The sequence below is a fragment of the Paenibacillus phocaeensis genome (assembly GCF_900021165.1).
In the GTDB taxonomy this organism is placed as follows: Bacteria; Bacillota; Bacilli; order Paenibacillales; family Paenibacillaceae; genus Fontibacillus; species Fontibacillus phocaensis.
The window spans coordinates 125,475-143,920 of sequence record NZ_FCOQ01000007.1 but is presented as its reverse complement, the minus strand read 5'-3'; the positions used below and the strand labels follow the sequence as shown (position 1 = coordinate 143,920).

The window sequence follows — 18,446 nt, the reverse complement described above, 5'->3', positions numbered from 1 at the left end:
CCGCTTTTATAAAAAAAGTAGGTGTTATTATCCCCGCCTGCAACGGCGGTTGCATGCTGAATCCCTTTGATTTGGGTAGGTTGTGAGTGAATCCCCCAGGACCAAACTGCACCGTCCTGAGTGACCGCAAGATAATCACTTCCATAACCAAAATCGATTACGGATTCTGGAAGGTCATGCTTAATCTGGCGTTGAAAAGGATTATCCATGTCCCAAATCCATACATCTCCGCGAGCATCGACCGCCATGTTTCGCTTCAAGGAATGAATATCTTTCATTTGTAATAACTGTGTGGGGCTATAGCTATGATTATTAAACGTCCCCCAACCCCAAACGGTACCGTCATTCTTCAAAGCAAACGATCCCCATGAAATTGCCGTAATCGATTTGATATTATTCACTTCAGTAATTTCTACAGGTTCTGCATAGATTTTTTTTTGCAATCCAGGACTGAGTTGTCCATGTTCGTTAGATCCCCAGCCCCATAGCTTACCTGTGGAGTCCAGAGCTAAATAATGTTCTTCTCCAACAGCAATATCTATCACGTTGCTTAGGGATGAGACTTTACGCGGGGTCGTCGAATCTGCATACCTACTTCCCCAGGTATAAACCGAACCTTCTTGAGTAAGGGCGATGGAATGAAAAGTATCTGTACGAACTTCCGAGAACTTTGCACCCTCAATGTTCAGTAATGTTGGAACGTATAAGTTTACTTTATGGCTTATTCCTAATCTACCATCCTGATTAAATCCCCAAGTCCAAATCTGTCCTTCCGAGTTAATTGCATATGAATTGCTATTATAGCTTTCTATAAATACAATTTCATTTAATGCCGTTCTAGGTTGGCTAGATTCAGCGAACACGGAATGATTACATTGCATGACGCCTAGAATTATAGATGCGAAGACAAGAACAAATGCGGATTTCTTGTTCATATGTATCCTCCTCATTCTAGATTGATTGAATTACCGTACCCTTTAATAATGGGAGCAAATTAATAAAATGTAAATAAATGAGCTGTATTCACTCCATATTCGCAAAAGAGAAACAGGAGGTAGTCAGAAAAGTGGCTTTATGGACAGTTTATTCATTTAATCCCCCCTCCCTAAAACACCCTCAAAACCACCCACAACCCCAGCAACGTCGCGAACAAAATCGGAATCGTCAGGACGATGCCGACTTTGAAATACGTTCCCCAGGAGATGCGGACGCCCTTCTTGGCGAGGACGTGGAGCCAGACCAAGGTGGCCAGCGAGCCGATCGGCGTAATCTTCGGGCCGAGGTCGGCGCCGATGACGTTGGCGTAGATCAGCGACTCGCGGATCGGGCCGGAGGTCGAGGTTTCGGCGATGCCGAGCACACCGGTCATAACGGCCGGCAGGTTGTTCATGATCGACGACAGGAATGCCGAGATATAACCCATGGCCATCGTGGATACGAACAGGCCTTGATCTGCTGCTCCCTGGATGAGGTCGGCCAAGACCTCCGTCAGCCCGGCATTGCCGAGGCCATACACCACCAGGTACATCCCAATCGAGAAAACAACGATGTTCCACGGCGCGCCTTTCATGACGGCCTTCGTGTCAACCGCTTGGCTTCGGCGGGCGATCGCCCAGAAGATCAGGGCCACCGCGTCGGCAAGCAAGGATACCGGGAGGTGAAGAAACTCGGACGTCAGGTATCCGATCAGCAGAATCCCCATCACCACCCAAGATAAGCGGAATAGGCGCGGGTCTTTGATGGCTTCAGCCGGGGCTTTGAGCTTGGACGGGTCATAGGTCCGAGGGATGCTTTTGCGAAAATAGAGCAGCAGCACAGCAATCGTCGCCCCAAGCGAGAACAGATTCGGGATCATCATCCGGGCGGCATACTGCGCGAAGCCAATCCCGAAATAGTCCGCCGATACGATATTCACCAGGTTGCTGACGACGAGGGGCAACGAGGTGGTGTCGGCGATAAATCCGCTCGCCATGATGAACGGGAAGATCATTTTCTCCTCAAAATTCAAATGCCGGACCATCGCCAGCACGATCGGCGTGAGGATCAAGGCCGCCCCGTCATTGGCAAAAAACGCCGAAACCACCGCCCCCAGCAAGCTGACGTAGATGAACATGCGGATGCCGCTGCGTTGTGCCGCCCGGGCCATATGCAGCGCTGCCCATTCGAACAGGCCGATCTCGTCCAAGATCAGCGAAATGATAATGATCGCGATAAACGTTAAGGTGGCGTTCCACGTAATTCGCACGACTTCCCCCACGTCGCTGAATCCGACGACGCCGGCCAGCAGGGCCAGCACCGCACCGCCGCAAGCGGACCACCCGATATTCAGCCCCTTCGGCTGCCAAATGACTAAGGTCAAGGTAACTCCAAAAATAAGCGATGCTGCCAAGATGTCCAATTCCATCGGTTTCTCTTCTTCCCCCAAATGTGTACTCTATCTATCTCTCTATCAATAAGCCGTTAATCATTGTCTCACTGCTTTCTTTTTTTGTACATAGATTTCAAATATTCCTTTACAGGAATATTCCCTACAGTGTATATTGTTATGGAGTAAGACTATATCTCTAATCCCGATGAGGAGGATTTGTCGATGTCGAATCAAACGATGGTTCACCGCGTGGAAAATGAATCGGTACTGGTGCTGGAACGGGTGTTTAACGCACCGAAGGAGCTCGTGTTCTCCATGTTCAAAGAAGCGGAGCACCTGAAACACTGGTGGGGGCCAAGGGGATTTGAGGTTACGGTCTGCACGGTCGACTTCCGGCCTGGCGGCGTTTGGCATTACTGTATGAAATGTATGGACCCGCAGATGGGGGATTTTTACGGAACGGAGTCCTGGGGCAAAGCGGTATATAAGGAAATCGACGAACCGGACGGGTTCGTGTATACGGACTACTTCTCGGATGCGGAAGGGAAGGTGGACGATTCGCTGCCATCCACCGTGGTTAAGATGGAGTTCATCGATTTGGGCGGCGGTCAAACGAAGCTGGTCAGCCGCGGGGAATACGTCTCCTCGGAATCCCTCAAAACCGTTATGGATATGGGCATGCTGCAAGGCATCACGGAAACGTGGGATCGCCTGGAAGAGCGCCTGAACGAAGTGAAATAAGGAAATGCAGGAACAGCCGCGCGGACTGGGGGACCGGACCGACGGCTGTTTTTTTAGAATGGCTCTAAGGCCTCATTCCGGGTCCAGGGTGCTATTTTAACCCCTGTTGTGAGAAAAAGCATGGGAAGACAAGAAATTTCATGCCTATAATTCTTAAGGTAAGCGAATTTGCTCCGGCAATATTCGTGAATTTTTTCACTAATATTGTGAAAAAAATTACAATTCAACGAAAGAGGGAACGGAAAGACATGAGGAGTTTGAATTACAGGTATGTAAGAACCGGATTTTTGGCGGCACTCGTAGTTATTTTGATCATGGGGCTGATCGGATGCAGCGGCAGTAACAAGGAAGCAACGCCTGCAGCGGATACCCAAGGGCTTTACACACCGGGGACATACACAGGGGAAGCACAAGGCTTACATAGCGTGATTAAAGTAGAAGTAACGGTAGATGCCAATACCATCAAATCGGTGAAAGTGCTGGAGCAGAAGGACACCGAGGGCGTAAGCGATGCGGTATTTGAGACCATTCCTCAGAAGGTTGTCGAGGGGCAGAGCTTGAAGGTGGATATCGTATCGGGGGCCTCCGTATCTAGCAACGGCCTGATTGACGCGATCGCGGACGCTTTGGCGAAGGCTGGGGCGGATATCGACGCATTGAGAAATAAGGAACCGCTTAAGGCGGCCGCTAAAGAGGCCATTACCAAGGAGACGGAAGTCGTGGTTGTCGGCGGGGGCGGAGCGGGTCTGGCCGCTGCGGTATCAGCTGCTGAGAACGGGGCAAAGGTGATTTTGATCGAAAAATCGCCATCGCTTGGCGGGAACACGATTCGTTCCGGGGGCGAATTCAATTCCTATGATCCGGTTCGACAGCCTAAAGTGGCTATGACGAAAGCGCTCATCAATGAGTTGAAAGAGATTCTGACTTACGATGAGAAAGAATTCGGCGATTATGCCGAGACCCTCAAGACGCTCAAAGGTCAAATCAAGGAATACCTGGCTAATGGGGATACCACCAAGCTGTTTGATTCACCTGAATTGCATATGATTCACACGTATATCGGCGGGAAGCGGACGGATCTGGATGGCAACGTAATTTCCGGCAAGTTCGAACTGGTCAAGACGCTGGCGACTAACAGCTACGGCACGATTCAATGGCTGGAGAGCCACGGAGCCAAGTTCCAAGATGGGATCGGGACCGTGCTTGGCGCCTTGTGGCCTAGAACTCATCATAATGTTGAGCCGCTCGGAACCGGGTATATTAATACGATGGAAAAAAGCGCCAAAGAGTTAGGCGCAGAAATTATGATGAATACGAAGGCCACGAAGCTGATCGTCGAGAATGGCCGCATTGTTGGCGTTACCGCCGAACAGTCTGACGGCACTCCGGTCACCTTGAAGGCTTCCAAAGGGGTAGTCATGGCTACCGGCGGTTTCGGAGCCAACCCTGAAATGGTCGTTGAATACAATAACTACTGGCCTGCTTTGGACGCCGACATCAAGACCACCAACACGACGAATGCGACCGGCGACGGGATTGTGATGGGGAAGGAAGTTGGCGCGAATCTGTGGGGCATGGGCTTCATCCAACTGATGCCGAGCGGGCAGCCGGGAACGGGGGCTTTGTCCGGCGGTGTATGGGGGAGCGCGGAAACGCAAATTTTCGTAAATAAGGAAGGCAAGCGGTATGTGAACGAGTACGCCGAAAGAGACGTTCTGGCGGCTGCCGCTCTGGAGCAGACGGATAAGACCTTCTTCATCATCAGTGATATGACCTCGCTGGGCAACCCGGATCTGAACGGGAAAAGCGTATGGGGCGACAATTATCAGGATCTGATCGCCAACAAAAATATTTACATGGCGGATACGCTGGAAGAACTGGCTAAGCAAATGGGCGTACCGGCCGATGTTTTTGTGGCGGAAATGAAGAAATATAACACGTACGTAGAAAATCAGCTTGATCCTGAGTTCGGCAAGAAAAACTTTGGCGCCAAACTCGAAACGCCTCCGTTCTTTGCTACGCCAAGAACCCCATCCGTGCATCATACGATGGGCGGGCTGGAAATTAACGCAAAAGCTCAAGTCTTGAACACCGAAGGTAAACCGATCGACGGCTTGTTCGCGGCCGGCGAGGTTGCCGGTGGAGTTCATGCGGGCAACCGGTTGGGCGGCAATGCGATCACAGACATTTTCACATTTGGTCGGATTGCCGGAGCTAGCGCGGCCGGCAAGTAATCTCGGGCAACTGCAAACCCAAAGCTCCTGCTTCTCCCCGCTGTCCAGGCGGTGGGGGAGCAGGGGCTTTTTGTTTTTTGCGGGCCCGTAACTAAGCGAGGGTTCCTTTCCCGGCGATATTCTACCATGCGGATATACGGTCGTTAAGAAGTGTGGACGGGATTCCATGAATTGAATGGCATGAAATCAGCGAAATAATGGCTCAGGTGCAGTTAAATTCCCCGGATTCACCTCTTATGGGCTAAATAGCTCCGCAGGTGCAGTTATTTTCTGTGATTTTGAGAAAATCGGCCTTTTCCTTGGAAAATAACTGCATCCTCGCAGCTATTTCCGGAAAAAACCGAGAATGGGTGAAAATAGCTGCACTCCTGCAATTATTCCCACCAGCCGGCCCCCAAACATTGCCGTTTAGGGCGATATGGCAACCGAGGGAATGCTGCCGAAGCTCGCTGTGTCATTCCGTCAGCGCGATCCCGTCACAGGAATAGCCAGGCGACCAACGGCGCCAACACGGAGCCGAACACGGCGCTAAAGGTCAGGGCTACCGTGCTGGTGGAGACGACGGCGGGTCCAAACTCCGCGGCTTTGCTCGTGCCGAGCGCGTGGGAAGCGGCCCCAAAGCCAATGCCTTGCCCGTTGTCATTGGTGATCCGAAAGCATTTGAAGATCATAGGACCGAGGATGACCCCCGTAAGGCCCGCAATCATCACAAGCGCAGAGGTAATGGAGGCGTTGCCGCCCAAGCTGCTGGAGATTTCCATCGCCACCGGCGTAGTAATCGATTTGGGCAGGAGGGACACGATCAGTTGACGGGGATAACCGGCCCATAGGGCCAACCCGATGCCGCTGATCATCCCGGCTACAATGCCGACGATCGTGCCGGCGAGGACCGCTCGCCATTCTTTAAGCAACGCGTCGAGCTCTTTGTACATCGGGTAGGCGAGCGCTACGACGGCGGGGCCAAGACCGTACTGCAGCCATCGACCGCCTCTCATGAACTCTCCGTAAGTGGCCCTCGTCGACATCAGCAAGCCGATGATCAGGATGGAACAGGTTAGCACCGGAACGAGAATGGCCCATTTTAGCTTGCGATACAGCCCAGTCATCAGGAGGTACAAGAGGACAACGCCCAGCACTATGCCTGTTTCGTAAAGGACTTCACGCATGGGGCCGCCTCCTCTTGCGATTTCGGGGTCCGTTGGGCGGCCCATTGCGTCGTCCATCCCGCCAGAATCAGGGTGAGGAGTGTGCTGAGCACAACAATCACAATCAGCCATTGTCCGCCTGAGGTGAACACGTGGAAATAGTCCATGACGCCGACCGTGGCCGGCACGAGGAATAAGGGGATCAGCTTCTGCATCACCCCGGCCCCTTGATCAATCCACTTCGCAGGAACCAACCGCAGTTTAAGAGCCAGAAACAACAGCACCAGCCCGAAGATGCTCCCGGGAATCGGCGCTTTGCTCAGTGTCTGAACCAACATCCCCGCTCCGTAAAAAACCGTGAGCAGGGCAATCTGAAACAAGAAATGTATGACTTTCATAGATGATGAAGAGAGAAGAGAGCCCCTTCATTGCGCCTCCTTGCTGCTGAAAAATATCAAAGCTATCTTATCCCTTCCGAAGCGGATTTTACAAGGGCAAATTACCGAACAAAAATGTAAGCGCTAAGCAGGATACGCCGGGTGAGGGCAGATGCAATAAGGGTAAAAAAGGGCCTTATTTCCTCCAAGGATCGAGTTTGGCGTGAAATAGCGGACATTTGTACCCTTATTTCAGAAAAGTAGGCTGGAAAAGGCGGGTTTGGGCGGGGATCCGGCAAAATAACGCCATAAAATTCCCCTATTTAACGCACCACGAGTTCAAACGTCCCAATAAGACCATANCCTCCAAGGATCGAGTTTGGCGTGAAATAGCGGACATTTGTACCCTTATTTCAGAAAAGTAGGCTGGAAAAGGCGGGTTTGGGCGGGGATCCGGCAAAATAACGCCATAAAATTCCCCTATTTAACGCACCACGAGTTCAAACGTCCCAATAAGACCATAAATGTCCCTTATTCCGCCAAGCCGACTGCCCCTGCCATGCTCCGATCCGACCTTCTCGCCTCCCAACCCATCAGATCCAATCCCTTCCATTCCCATCCGTACTTCCGCCCCCCTCCCCCCCCCGATTTAATAAACTTCACCATTTCCATTAATCCAGCGCAAACAGTCAAAACCTATACTCTACTTGGGTTGAAATCAACAGAAATATATAGCGAACCCACAATAATCCACAGGGAGTGCATGAAAACCATGAAATTCGGGTTAAAGAAGGAATTAGCGTTGGGTTTGGTTTTATCCTTGTTCGTATTGATGCTTGCCGCCTGCGGTGCGGGAGGCAACGGAAGCAACGGGAGTAACGTAGCCGCAACGGACACAAGCGGTGCGGCGCAGGCCGAGGAGCTCTCGTTGGCTGATCTGGAAGCAAAGGCGAAAGAGGAAGGCACCGTCGTGAGCGTCGGCATGCCGGATACGTGGGCGAACTGGAAAGATACATGGGCGGATCTGAAAACCAAGTATGGGCTGGAGCACACGGATACGGATATGTCGAGCGCCGATGAAATCGCCAAATTCGAGGCGGAGAAGGACAAGCCGACGGCAGACATCGGTGACGTGGGCATCGCGTTTGGCCCGGTCGCGCTGGATAAAGGCGTCACCCAACCGTACAAAACCTCGTATTGGGACGAGATTCCGGATTGGGCCAAGGACAAGGACGGTCACTGGGTCGTAGGTTACCAAGGTTCCATCGCGTTCTTCACGAACACAGACTTGGTTCAAACGCCGCCGCAAAGCTGGGAAGACCTGAAGAACGGCGACTATAAGCTCATCGTTGGCGACGTGACCAAAGCCGCGCAAGCGCAAATGGCCGTCCTGGCGGCCGCCATCGCTTACGGCGGGGACGAAACGAACATCGAGCCGGGGATTGCTTACTTTGAAGACCTCGCGAAAAAAGGCCGCTTGTCCAGCGCGGAAGCTTCGCTGGCCAACATCGAGAAAGGCGAAGTCCAAGTCACCTTGTTCTGGGACTTCAATGCCCTGAATTACCGCGATCAGTTGGGCGGCCCGGAGAAGTTCAACGTGGCGATTCCGAAGGAAGGCAGCGTGGTCAGCGGTTACGCCACGATCATCAATAAATACGCGCCGCATCCGCATGCTGCTAAATTGGCGCGCGAGTACATCTTGAGCGATGCTGGGCAAATCAATCTGGCGAAAGGGTATGCCCGTCCGATCCGCGAAAGCGTTCAGCTGCCGGAGGACGTAGCCGCCAAGCTGCTGCCGGCCGAAGCGTATGCCAACGTCAAGCCGGTCGGCGACTACAAGGCCTGGGAAGAGACGGCCAAGAAGCTGCCGCAGCTCTGGCAGGAGCGCGTGCTCGTTCATATGAACTAATGGGACGAATCCCTAAGTCCAAGTTCAATAAGTTGAAGCGGTGCGTCAAACGTCTTGTCCTGGACGGAGGGCGCCCCTTTTTCCCATGAGGAGGGTATAGCGTGAAACGAAAAAATCGCTGGGTTTTGCTTGGGCTGGTTCCTTTCGTCGTCATGGTGGCCCTGTTCCAGTTGGTGCCGATCGTGTCGATGATCACGGGGAGCGTCCGCCCGGAGGACGGTACCGGAATCACGTTAGAGTATTTCGCGCGAATCTTCCAAAGCGATTATTATCTCAAAGCGATTCAGAACAGCTTGCTGATTTCGGTCTTCTCGAGCTTGATCGGGATCATCGTTGGACTGGCGTGCGCCTATGCCGTGACGCGGCTCACGCCGAGGATGCGGGACCGTCTGATCATGGTGTCCAATATGACCTCGAATTTCGCGGGGGTGCCGCTGGCCTTCGCGTACATTATCTTGCTGGGGAGCAACGGGGTTTTTACCTTGCTCTTTAAGCAGTGGGGCTGGGACGTGTTCGCCGGTTTTAACCTATATAGTTGGTCGGGGCTGGTGCTGGTATATGTGTATTTCCAGGTGCCGCTGGCTTTGTTGCTGTTGTACCCTTCTTTTTACGGGATTCGGGAGCAGTGGAAGGAAGCGGCGTCGCTGCTGGGTGCGAGCCAGTGGCAGTTCTGGAGAACGATCGGGATTCCGGTGCTGATGCCGGCGGTGTTCGGGACGCTCGGGATCTTGTTCGCCAATTCGATGGGGGCTTACGCAACGGCTTATGCCCTCGTCGGCAGCAATTTCAACTTGCTTGCCGTGCGGATCGGCAATCTGGTCTCGGGCGACGTCGTGACCGAGCCGCAGTTGGGGAATGCGTTGGCGGTCATCCTAGGCCTGTCGACGCTGCTGGCCGTGTACTTGAATCATAAGATGACTCAGCGGCTGCACCGATTCCACCCTGGCTCGGCGGAGGAGCGGAAGGTCCGCCGCCGGCGGAGAGGGCTGAAGCTGAAGCCGCCCGCGCTGAAGGAGGAATTGTGATGCAGACGCCAACCAAGCGAGCGGGCTGGGCCCCGCGTTCCCTGATGCTGCTCGTCATGATTTACCTGCTGCTTCCCCTGCTGGCGACGATGATTTACGCGTTCGCGAAGGAGTGGCAAGCGACCCTCCTGCCGGAGAGCTGGACGTTGGAATGGTTCAGCGGGATGTTTCAGGATGCGCGGTTTCTGGACGCGCTGTGGGAATCGCTGTACCTCTGCGCGATCAGTATCGCGCTTAGCCTGGCCGTCATGCTGCCGGCCGTGTTCATCATCACCGTCTATTTGCCCCGGCTGGAGAGCTTCATGAAGGGAATCGTCGTGCTCCCTTATGCCGTACCGGGCGTCGTTGCCGCAGTGGGACTGATTCGTGCGTATTCCTCCGGCCCGATCCCTATTTCGGGCACGGCTTATATTTTGATCGGCGCGTATTTCATTATCGTCCTGCCTTATATGTATCAGGGCATCCGCAACAGCCTGTTGACCGTCTCGGCACCGGAGCTGCTGAATGCCGCGGAGATGCTGGGCGCGGGCCGCATGCGGGCGTTCGTGACCGTGATTTTGCCGAACATCTGGCCAGGGGTGGTGACGTCGACGCTGCTGTCTTTTTCCGTCCTGTTCGGTGAATTTGTCATGACCAACATGCTGGTAGGGGGACACATTCAGACCATCCAGGTCTACCTGTCCCGTCGCATGAATGAAAGCGGGCATCTAGCCAGCGCGATAGCGATCTCGTATTTCTTGTTGATCCTGGCGTTGTCCATGGTTCTTATGAAACTCGGCAAAAAAGTAAACAGGGGGATTTCAGAATGAAGCCATATCTGAAGCTGGAAGGGATCCGCAAGCGGTTCGGAACGACGATGGTGCTGAACCAGGTGAATTTGGAGATCCGCGAGGGGGAACTGGTCACGCTGCTAGGGCCTTCGGGTTGCGGAAAAAGCACGCTCCTGCGCTGCATCGCCGGCCTGACGGAGATCGACGAGGGACAGATTTGGCTCGATGACAAGGATATCGTGAATCTGCCGCCCCGCAGCCGGGAGATCGGCATGGTGTTCCAATCGTACGCCTTGTTCCCGAATCTGACGGTCCGCGAAAATATCGAATACGGGATGCGGATGCGCGGGGTGGCCAAGGAAACCCGCCGTCAGAGATCCGGCGAACTGCTGGAGCTCATCGATCTGGCCAACAAGCGGGACGCTTATCCCGCACAGCTGTCGGGGGGACAGCAGCAGCGGGTGGCGCTCGCCCGTTCCCTGGCCGTCCGCCCGAAGGTGCTGCTGCTGGATGAGCCGCTGAGCGCGCTGGATGCCAAGATCCGCAAAAATCTGCGCACGGAAATCCGCGAGATCCAGAAGCAATTCAACATGACCACGATCTTCGTCACGCACGATCAGGAAGAAGCGTTAACCTTATCCGATCGGGTCTGTCTGATGAACCAAGGGAATATCGTACAACAAGGGACGCCGGAGGAATTGTACGCTAAGCCCTTCACGGAGTTCGTCGCCCGGTTCATGGGCAGCTATAACGTGCTTACGCGGGCCGAGGCGCTGCGGCTGTTCGGTGCGGTCCCCGGCGACGGGGAGAGCTATGCTATCCGGCCGGAGGCGCTCGCGCTTGTTGAAGGACGGGGGCAAGAGATTGACCCGGCCCATGCGGGCAAACCCGTCGTGGAGGGGATCGTCCATTCGGCGTCGATCCTCGGCAACGTGATCCGTTACGCCATCGATGCCGCCGGCGTTCGCCTGACGGTAGACGCGCTGAACGATGGGCGGTCCCTACGTCTGGAGGAGAACCGTCCCGTCGCCCTCGCTTTGGATCACGCGCAGCTGCTGCAGTTGGAGAAGGAAGGGGCATAAGCAAGTTGTCGATTTCATCCGAGGAACGCAAACGCGTCATCATGGAGCAGTTGAAGCAGGAAGGGCAGGTGAAGGTTCCCGAGCTGTCGCATCGGTTTACCGTATCGGAGGAGACCGTTCGCCGCGACTTGATCCTGCTGGAGAAGGAAGGCTTGGCCAAAAGAGTGTACGGCGGCGCGGTCCTGACCAAGCTGACCAGCTACGAACCGCCGTATTTGCAGCGCCAGAAGGTGAAGGCGGAGGAGAAGGAGCGGATTGGCTGCGCGGCCGCCGAGCTGATCGAATCGGGCGATACGATCGCCATCGATATCGGCACGACGACGCTGGAGATGGCCAAGGCGATTGCGGGCCGGGAGCGGCTCACGATTCTGACGAACTCGCTGGCCGTGGCCTATCACTTAATGGAGTCGCTGAACGGCGGGAGGTTTTCCGGGAAGATTTTCGTGGTGGGCGGGGAACTAAATCCGGAGCAGCAGTCCATGTCAGGGACGATCGGCGAAAGCATCCTGTCGCAGTTCCGGGTCGACAAAGCGTTTATCTCCATCGGGGGGATCTCCTTGGAACGGGGGATCAGCGATTACGATGTCGATGAAACCGGGATGTCGCGGCGGATGATTGAGGCGGCCTCCCGGACGATCGTGTTGGCCGACGCCTCCAAGCTGGGCAAGGAAGCGTTCGTGGAGATTGCGCCGCTGAGCCAGGTTCACGCCATCGTCAGCGACGTTGCCGCGCCGAAAGAATGGCTGCAGGCGCTTCGCATCCATCGCATCCAATGGATTGAAGCCACCAATTACAAGGGGGAGAAATGAATGTCATCAGCAGAAGCAGAAGCCAAGAAGCTCGTCGTCGTTGTACTTGACGGGTTAAGATATGATGCCGCCCGCAAGTATCTCGGGTATATGGAGCATCTCATGGAGCAGGGAGAGGTGGCCTGCTACCCAGTGCAGTCGCAGCTTCCGAGCCTGTCGCGCCCGCTCTATGAAGTGTTGCTGACCGGGACGCCGGTAGCCAGAAACGGCATCACGGCGAATCATATCGCCCGGCTCAGCCGGGAGCAAAGCGTGTTCCATCTGGCTGCCGCCGCCGGATTAAGAACGGCTGCCGCCGCGTATCACTGGGTCAGCGAGCTGTACAACCGCGCGCCGTTTCATCCGGTGAACGACCGGCATCAGCATGACGAGAGCCAGCCGATTCAGCATGGAATTTTTTATTTCGAGGACCACTATCCGGATAGCCACCTGTTCCTCGATGCGGAGCATTTGCGCACGGCGTACAACCCGAACTTCCTCTATATCCATTCGATGAACATCGATGATATGGGGCATAAGCACGGCGGAGAGAGCAAGCAATATGAAGGCGCCGTCCGGGCGGCGGATGGGATTCTCGCCACGCTGGTGCCGCTTTGGCGATCGCAAGGGTATGAGATTATCGTGACATCCGATCACGGGATGAACGCGGAGGGTCAGCACGGAGGGACTGAGCCGGAGGAGCGGAACGTCCCGCTGTACGTATTTGGCGAGCTGCCGATTCCGTCGCCGAAGCTCCAGGGCGATCAAGGGTTGTCCCAGCTCCATTTAGCTCCGCTGATGTGTCATTATCTAGGGATCAAGCCTTCCGAGGCCATGGTGAAATGGGAGTAGGAGTAGACAAGGAGGAGTTTGCGGGTGAAGGTTGACATGCATTTTCATCTCGAAGAAGGCCCGTATTCTTTGCGCTGGCTATCGCGTACTTTGCAAGGGCTGGCTGCGACCGAGCCGGGACCGGATCCGGCGCTGGGACACCATACGGTCGAGTATGCCGAGGAAATGGCGAAGCTGTTGTCCCGGCGGATGGAGCAAGGAGCTTACAGCGAAGAATGGCTGGATCGATATTTGATCCGGGGGCGCGAGCGGGGCATCCAGGAGTTTGGCGTGGTCGACCATTTGTACCGCTTCCGGGAGTGTCGTCCGTATTACGAGAAGCACATGCTGCTGGACGACAGCCGGGTTGGCAAGCTGCAGTCGGCCTGGTTAGATCAGGTGTGCGTGGCTTCGATCACGGATTTCGTCGGCTTCGTTACGGAGGCCAAGAAGACGCGGCCGGATTTGGCTCTCGGCATCGAAGCGGATTTCTTCCCTGGGTGCGAAGCGGAACTGGGCGAAATCCTGGCAGGCTACGACTGGGATTACGTGATCGGCTCGGTGCATTTCCTCGAAGGTTGGGGGTTCGACAATCCGGAAGCGAAGGCCGGTTTCGACGGCCGGGATCCCGTGCAGACCTACGCGGATTATTACGAATTGTTGCGGGAAGCCTGCGTTTCGGGCCTGTTCCAGATCATCGCCCATCCCGACAACCTGAAGGTGTTTGGCTTCCGGCCGGCCGACGAGAAGAAGCTGCTGCCGTATTACCGGAGCATCGCCAAGGAAATGGTGCGCAGCGGCGTTATTACCGAGATCAATACCGGACTCGCTTATCGTTATCCCATTGCGGAGAGCTGTCCGAGCCCCTTGTTCCTGTCCGTATTGGCCGATTACGGGGTTCCGCTAACCTTATCCTCGGACGCCCATTTCCCGGACGATATCGGTACGCTGCTTGATACGGCGTTGGCCGACGCGATCAGACTTGGCTACAAGGAGTTGGCGGTGTTCCGGGACGGGAAGCGGCGGATGGTGCCGATCTTCGCGCGTAACGCGGCGGCCAAGTAGTTCGTTCTAGCCCACCTCGCCTGTATAGAACCCTGTCTTTCCGTGCACGTTACCTAGAAAAATAGGAAGGAGCGTGCATCGTGCAGCAGGATTACGAATTCACGGATCTTAAAGACCAGGAGCCACTAGTTGAGGAGATTCGGAAACTGGAGGAGAAGCTCGAACAATCCATCGGGGAGAAAGTCAACCTGATCGCATACTCCGAGAAAAGAAAGGAACCAAACTAGAACGAAATTTCATGTCGGTAGGATCAGGTTGATCCCGCATGGATCATGCAGTCCGCGATAGCGCCATTCCTGGCGAACGCCCTCAAGGGCGTTCTTTTTTTGCCATGCCTTCGTTGGTGACAATGAAACCAATGGGTTGGTTTTGATGTATTATTAAGTAAATGAATGATCTGAGGGAGGGACGAAAAGTGGGAATCTTGTCGAGGTTTCGAGATGTGATGCGGTCCAATCTATCCGCCATGCTGGAGCGTTCCCAGGACCCGGCGGCGACGGTGGATGCCTACCTGCGTCAATTGAGGCTGGACATCGGGCAGGTCCATGCGGAGATGGCGGCGGTGCAGGCGGATGAGGACCGGGCGAAGCGCACGAGGGATGAATGCGCCGAGGAGGTCCGGAAGCTGCAGCGGTATGCAGAGAAAGCGGTGGAATCGGGCGACGAATCCGCCGCGTTGAAATTTCTGGAGCGGAAGGCGAAGCAGGCAGAACGGCTGCATGGGTTGCAGACGGCTTACGAGCAGGCGGCTGAGCATACTTTGAAAATGAAGCAGATGCAGGAGAAGCTCAGCTCCGATCTGCAGAAGCTGGAGGCGCGGCAAGTCGCGCTGAAGGGTAAGTTGGCAGAGGCCGATGCGCTGAACCGGGCGCAAGCTTCCGGCGGAACGGAAGCGGCGCTTCGTGAGCTGGAGGCCAAGGCGGATCAAGCGCTGAACGAAGCGCTGGCTCTTGCCGAGCTTCGAGCCGGTGCGCAGGAAGACGATCTGGACGCCGTCTTCGCGGAGCTTGAGAAGGGCAACGCGGCGGGGATAACTCCAGGGGCACCCCCGGTATCGGCTCCTGAAGACGAACTGGCGGCGCTCAAAGCGAAAATAAACAAACAAGATTCTTGAACTCTTATACGGATGGATCGAGGTGGATGAATTGCCGGTAATTGAATACAAATGTCCGAGCTGCGGCAGCGGCATGACCTTTGACAGTACGACGGGGAAGTTGTCCTGCCCCAGCTGCGGCCGCAAGGACAATATCGAGCAAATTCCCGACCCGCTGAAGCAGCAAATGTTCGCGGAGGACGAGGTCTTGGAATACCACTGCGAAAGCTGCGGCGCGGTGATCATGACGGAACCGGAGACCAGCGCAACAACCTGCAGCTTCTGCGGCTCCGCCGTGGTGCTCAGCGATCGCCTGACCGGGAAGCTGGCCCCGCAACAGGTGATTCCGTTTGCGATCAGCAAGGAAGAGGCGATGGCGGCTTTCAAGAAGTGGTGCCGGAAGGGGCTGCTCACCCCCCGCGGCTTCATGACTGCGGACCGCATCCAGAACATCACCGGGATGTACGTGCCGTTCTGGTTGTATGATTTGCTGAATAATGTCGATGTCCGCGGACAAGGGACCCAGGTGAGAAGTTACAGAAGCGGCGATTATCAATACACGGAGACGGATTACTACGAGTTTTACCGGAGAATTCGGATTAATTATGTGCGGCTGCCGCTCGATGCATCGGCGAAAATGGACGATCAACTCATGGATAAGCTGGAGCCTTTTCCTTACGAACAAATAAAGACGTTTAAGACGCCTTACCTAGCTGGATACATCGCCGAGAAGTACAACTATACCAGCGAGCAGCTCACTCCGAGAGCCCGGGAAAAAGTAATGCCTTATATCGAATCCTACATTTCTTCGACCGTTTCCGAGTACTCTACGGTAAGCTATGGCGACAAGGAGATCGACACGACCGTCAAAAGGGCCAACTACACGCTGTTGCCGGTGTGGATGGTTTATTACAACTACAAAGGAAAGCAATACACCTTTGCCATGAACGGCCAGACCGGTAAAGTGGTCGGGAAGCCGCCGCTGAGCAAAGGGAAAATGGCGGCATGGTTCGGTGGGGTTTCGGCACTCTCTTTCCTGGGGCTGAAAATCGTGGCCTGGCTGTGGGGAGGCGTATTCCTATGAACAAGCGATGGATCACCACGTATTTGTTGCTAATGCTGATCGCACTATGGATGCTGACTCCGCTGTCGGCTCGGGCAGAACAAGCTCCAACCGACAAGAAGCTGATTTACGACGAAGCCGATATCCTGTATCTGGAATCTGTCGAATCGTTAAATGCCTTGGCGAATGAATATGGGCCAAAGAGGGAGACGGACATCATCGTTTTTACGACCGATAATCCCGAGGATGAGGATGTCGTGAAGCTGACCGAGGATTTCTATGACGAGCGGGCTCCGGGTTACGACAGGCCCCATGGCAATGCCGTGATTTTGACGTTGGATATGCGCAACCGGGAGTTATATCTGGCTGGATTCTACAAAGGTGAGGAATATCTGGACGACGGCCGCCTGGACAAAATTCGCAACAAGATCGCCCCGCAGCTAACCGCAGGCGATTATCAGGGTGCATTCGAGGAATACATACGCACCTCCTACCGATATATGGGGTACCGGCCAGGAGTCAATCCGGATAACCCCCTGTTTAATACCGACACCCAGCTGCTGATCGGACTGGTCATTGGAGGGCTGGTCGTTGGCGTGATGGCGTTCCGGAGCGGCGGCAGGATGACGGTGAACAGCCGTACCTATGAGGACTCTGGCGACTCCGGCGTCATATGGCGGCAAGACAACTATCTCCGTACGACCGTAACGAAAAGGAAGATCGAGAGCAGCAGCAGTGGAGGCGGCGGTGGCAGCAGTAGCGGAGGTGGAGGCGGCGGAACGACCAGCGGCGGACACTCGCATAGCGGAAGCCGGGGATCATTTTAACGGAAGGGGCCGGGGAGCCTATGAGTTTTTTCAAAAGCCAATTTGCCAATGTCGTGGAATGGGAAGAATTCCGGGACGACATGATTTTCTGGAAATGGAATAACCGCGAGATTAAAAAAGGGAGTAAATTAATCATTCGCTCGGGGCAGGACGCTGTCTTTATCAACAACGGGAAAATCGAGGGGATCTTCAAAGAAGAAGGCGAATACAACATCGCCTCGGAGATCGTGCCGTTCCTGTCCACGCTGAAGGGATTCAAGTTCGGCTTCAACAGCGGGATGCGGGTTGAGGTGTTGTTCGTGAACACGAAGGAGTTTACCGTCCGGTGGGGCACGCAAAATCCCGTGTTGATCCCTACGCCTCAACTGCCCGGCGGGATGCCGATCCGTGCGAACGGCACGTTCAATTTCAAGGTGAACGACTATGTGACCTTAATCGATAAAGTGGCGGGGATCAAGCAAAGCTATTTGGTGGAGGACGTCAGACTTCGCATTACCTCCGTGCTTGACCAGTTGCTGATGAAATGGATCAGCCGAGAGGGCCAAGACATGTTCAATCTACAGGCGAACGCCGTGGATATCGCGCGGGGCATTCAGGAGGACCTGGATATGCAAGTGATGGACGACGGGCTGGCGATTACGGGATTCCAGGTCATGAGCTTCAGTTATCCGAAGGAAATCCAGGATATGATCACCAAGACGGCGTCGCATGAAATGATCGGCAACCTGCCGAAGTATCAGCAGGTCAGCATGACCGACGGCCTCGCCTCAGGCAAGGTGCAAGGCGGCGGGGCGGCATCGGACATGGCCGGCATGATGATGGGGATGAACCTGGCCAAGGAAATGATGAAGAACCTGAATCAAGAACCGGGTCAGGAGAAGGCGGACCCCCAGTCGCCGCCGCAACCCCCGCAAGCGAGCCAGCCGCCGCAACCTGCAGCGCCTTCCGCTAGCGAAGCCGGTTCCAAGCGGCCTAACTTCTGCCCGAACTGCGGGGCCAAGAATGAAGGCGCGAATTTCTGCCCGAATTGCGGGCAGAAGCTGGGACCATCGGCCGGGTGACTCCCTCATAAAGCTCCAAGCCTCATACGACGAGGCCGGCGCAACGCTCCAGTTGCACTCGGGCTCG

18 protein-coding genes are annotated in these 18,446 nt (G+C 55.0%); 14 read left to right on the top strand and 4 right to left on the bottom strand.

Annotation, left to right across the window (positions count from 1 at the left end; all coding sequences use genetic code 11):
• Both BN3795_RS02000 and BN3795_RS01995 read right to left on the bottom strand, forming a co-directional pair.
• Positions 1-935: RCC1 domain-containing protein (locus BN3795_RS02000; protein ID WP_408634995.1), on the bottom strand; the 935-nt coding region annotated here is incomplete at its 3' end.
• A 170-nt stretch (positions 936-1,105) separates the two neighbouring features.
• Positions 1,106-2,404: an arsenic transporter gene (locus tag BN3795_RS01995; protein WP_068783081.1), complete on the bottom strand. Its 1,299-nt coding sequence runs from the start codon at positions 2,402-2,404 to the stop codon at positions 1,106-1,108.
• A gap of 186 nt (positions 2,405-2,590) precedes the next feature.
• Between BN3795_RS01995 and BN3795_RS01990 the strand changes: the two genes are divergently transcribed.
• A complete protein-coding gene (locus BN3795_RS01990; protein WP_068783080.1) occupies positions 2,591-3,109 on the top strand; it encodes an SRPBCC domain-containing protein in 519 nt (172 codons plus the stop codon).
• 248 nt (positions 3,110-3,357) lie between these two features.
• Positions 3,358-5,343: a flavocytochrome c gene (locus BN3795_RS01985; RefSeq protein ID WP_068783079.1), complete on the top strand. Its 1,986-nt coding sequence runs from the start codon at positions 3,358-3,360 to the stop codon at positions 5,341-5,343.
• A gap of 476 nt (positions 5,344-5,819) precedes the next feature.
• On the opposite strand, the gene BN3795_RS01980 is transcribed toward BN3795_RS01985, so the two are convergent.
• Together BN3795_RS01980 and BN3795_RS01975 are read right to left on the bottom strand one after the other, a co-directional pair.
• Complete coding sequence (locus tag BN3795_RS01980) at positions 5,820-6,509, bottom strand: LrgB family protein (protein ID WP_068783078.1); 690 nt, start codon at positions 6,507-6,509, stop codon at positions 5,820-5,822.
• Positions 6,479-6,886, bottom strand: coding sequence for a CidA/LrgA family protein (locus tag BN3795_RS01975; protein WP_068783077.1), 408 nt, complete (start codon positions 6,884-6,886; stop codon positions 6,479-6,481). The genes BN3795_RS01980 and BN3795_RS01975 overlap by 31 nt, the downstream gene beginning before the upstream one ends.
• Positions 6,887-7,637: 751 nt before the next feature.
• Here BN3795_RS01975 and BN3795_RS01970 point away from each other — a divergent pair.
• The 12 genes from BN3795_RS01970 (at position 7,638) to BN3795_RS01920 (ending at position 18,379) form a co-directional block, all read left to right on the top strand.
• Entirely contained in the window at positions 7,638-8,774 is a 1,137-nt protein-coding gene (locus BN3795_RS01970; protein ID WP_068783076.1) for an ABC transporter substrate-binding protein, read from the top strand.
• A 101-nt stretch (positions 8,775-8,875) separates the two neighbouring features.
• Positions 8,876-9,799, top strand: coding sequence for an ABC transporter permease (locus BN3795_RS01965; RefSeq protein ID WP_068783075.1), 924 nt, complete (start codon positions 8,876-8,878; stop codon positions 9,797-9,799).
• Positions 9,799-10,608 (top strand): ABC transporter permease, encoded by an 810-nt coding sequence (locus tag BN3795_RS01960; RefSeq protein WP_068783074.1) that lies wholly within the window; start codon positions 9,799-9,801, stop codon positions 10,606-10,608. Before BN3795_RS01965 ends, BN3795_RS01960 begins: the two co-directional genes overlap by 1 nt.
• A complete protein-coding gene (locus tag BN3795_RS01955; protein ID WP_068783073.1) occupies positions 10,605-11,651 on the top strand; it encodes an ABC transporter ATP-binding protein in 1,047 nt (348 codons plus the stop codon). The genes BN3795_RS01960 and BN3795_RS01955 overlap by 4 nt, the downstream gene beginning before the upstream one ends.
• A gap of 5 nt (positions 11,652-11,656) precedes the next feature.
• Complete coding sequence (locus BN3795_RS01950) at positions 11,657-12,460, top strand: DeoR/GlpR family DNA-binding transcription regulator (RefSeq protein WP_068783072.1); 804 nt, start codon at positions 11,657-11,659, stop codon at positions 12,458-12,460.
• Positions 12,461-13,291, top strand: coding sequence for an alkaline phosphatase family protein (locus BN3795_RS01945; protein ID WP_068783071.1), 831 nt, complete (start codon positions 12,461-12,463; stop codon positions 13,289-13,291).
• A 24-nt stretch (positions 13,292-13,315) separates the two neighbouring features.
• Entirely contained in the window at positions 13,316-14,335 is a 1,020-nt protein-coding gene (locus BN3795_RS01940) for a PHP domain-containing protein (RefSeq protein ID WP_068783070.1), read from the top strand.
• An 80-nt stretch (positions 14,336-14,415) separates the two neighbouring features.
• Positions 14,416-14,562 carry a hypothetical protein gene (locus BN3795_RS25415; protein WP_198524620.1) on the top strand — a complete coding sequence of 49 codons (147 nt, stop codon included), beginning with the start codon at positions 14,416-14,418 and terminating at the stop codon, positions 14,560-14,562.
• Positions 14,563-14,750: 188 nt separating this feature from the next.
• Complete coding sequence (locus BN3795_RS01935) at positions 14,751-15,449, top strand: PspA/IM30 family protein (protein WP_198524619.1); 699 nt, start codon at positions 14,751-14,753, stop codon at positions 15,447-15,449.
• Between the two features lie 31 nt (positions 15,450-15,480).
• On the top strand, positions 15,481-16,512 hold the full coding sequence (locus BN3795_RS01930) for a hypothetical protein (protein WP_068783068.1): 1,032 nt from the start codon (positions 15,481-15,483) through the stop codon (positions 16,510-16,512).
• Entirely contained in the window at positions 16,509-17,318 is an 810-nt protein-coding gene (locus tag BN3795_RS01925; RefSeq protein WP_068783067.1) for a TPM domain-containing protein, read from the top strand. The genes BN3795_RS01930 and BN3795_RS01925 overlap by 4 nt, the downstream gene beginning before the upstream one ends.
• A 20-nt stretch (positions 17,319-17,338) precedes the next feature.
• A complete protein-coding gene (locus BN3795_RS01920) occupies positions 17,339-18,379 on the top strand; it encodes an SPFH domain-containing protein (RefSeq protein WP_068783066.1) in 1,041 nt (346 codons plus the stop codon).
• Positions 18,380-18,446 lie beyond the last annotated feature (67 nt).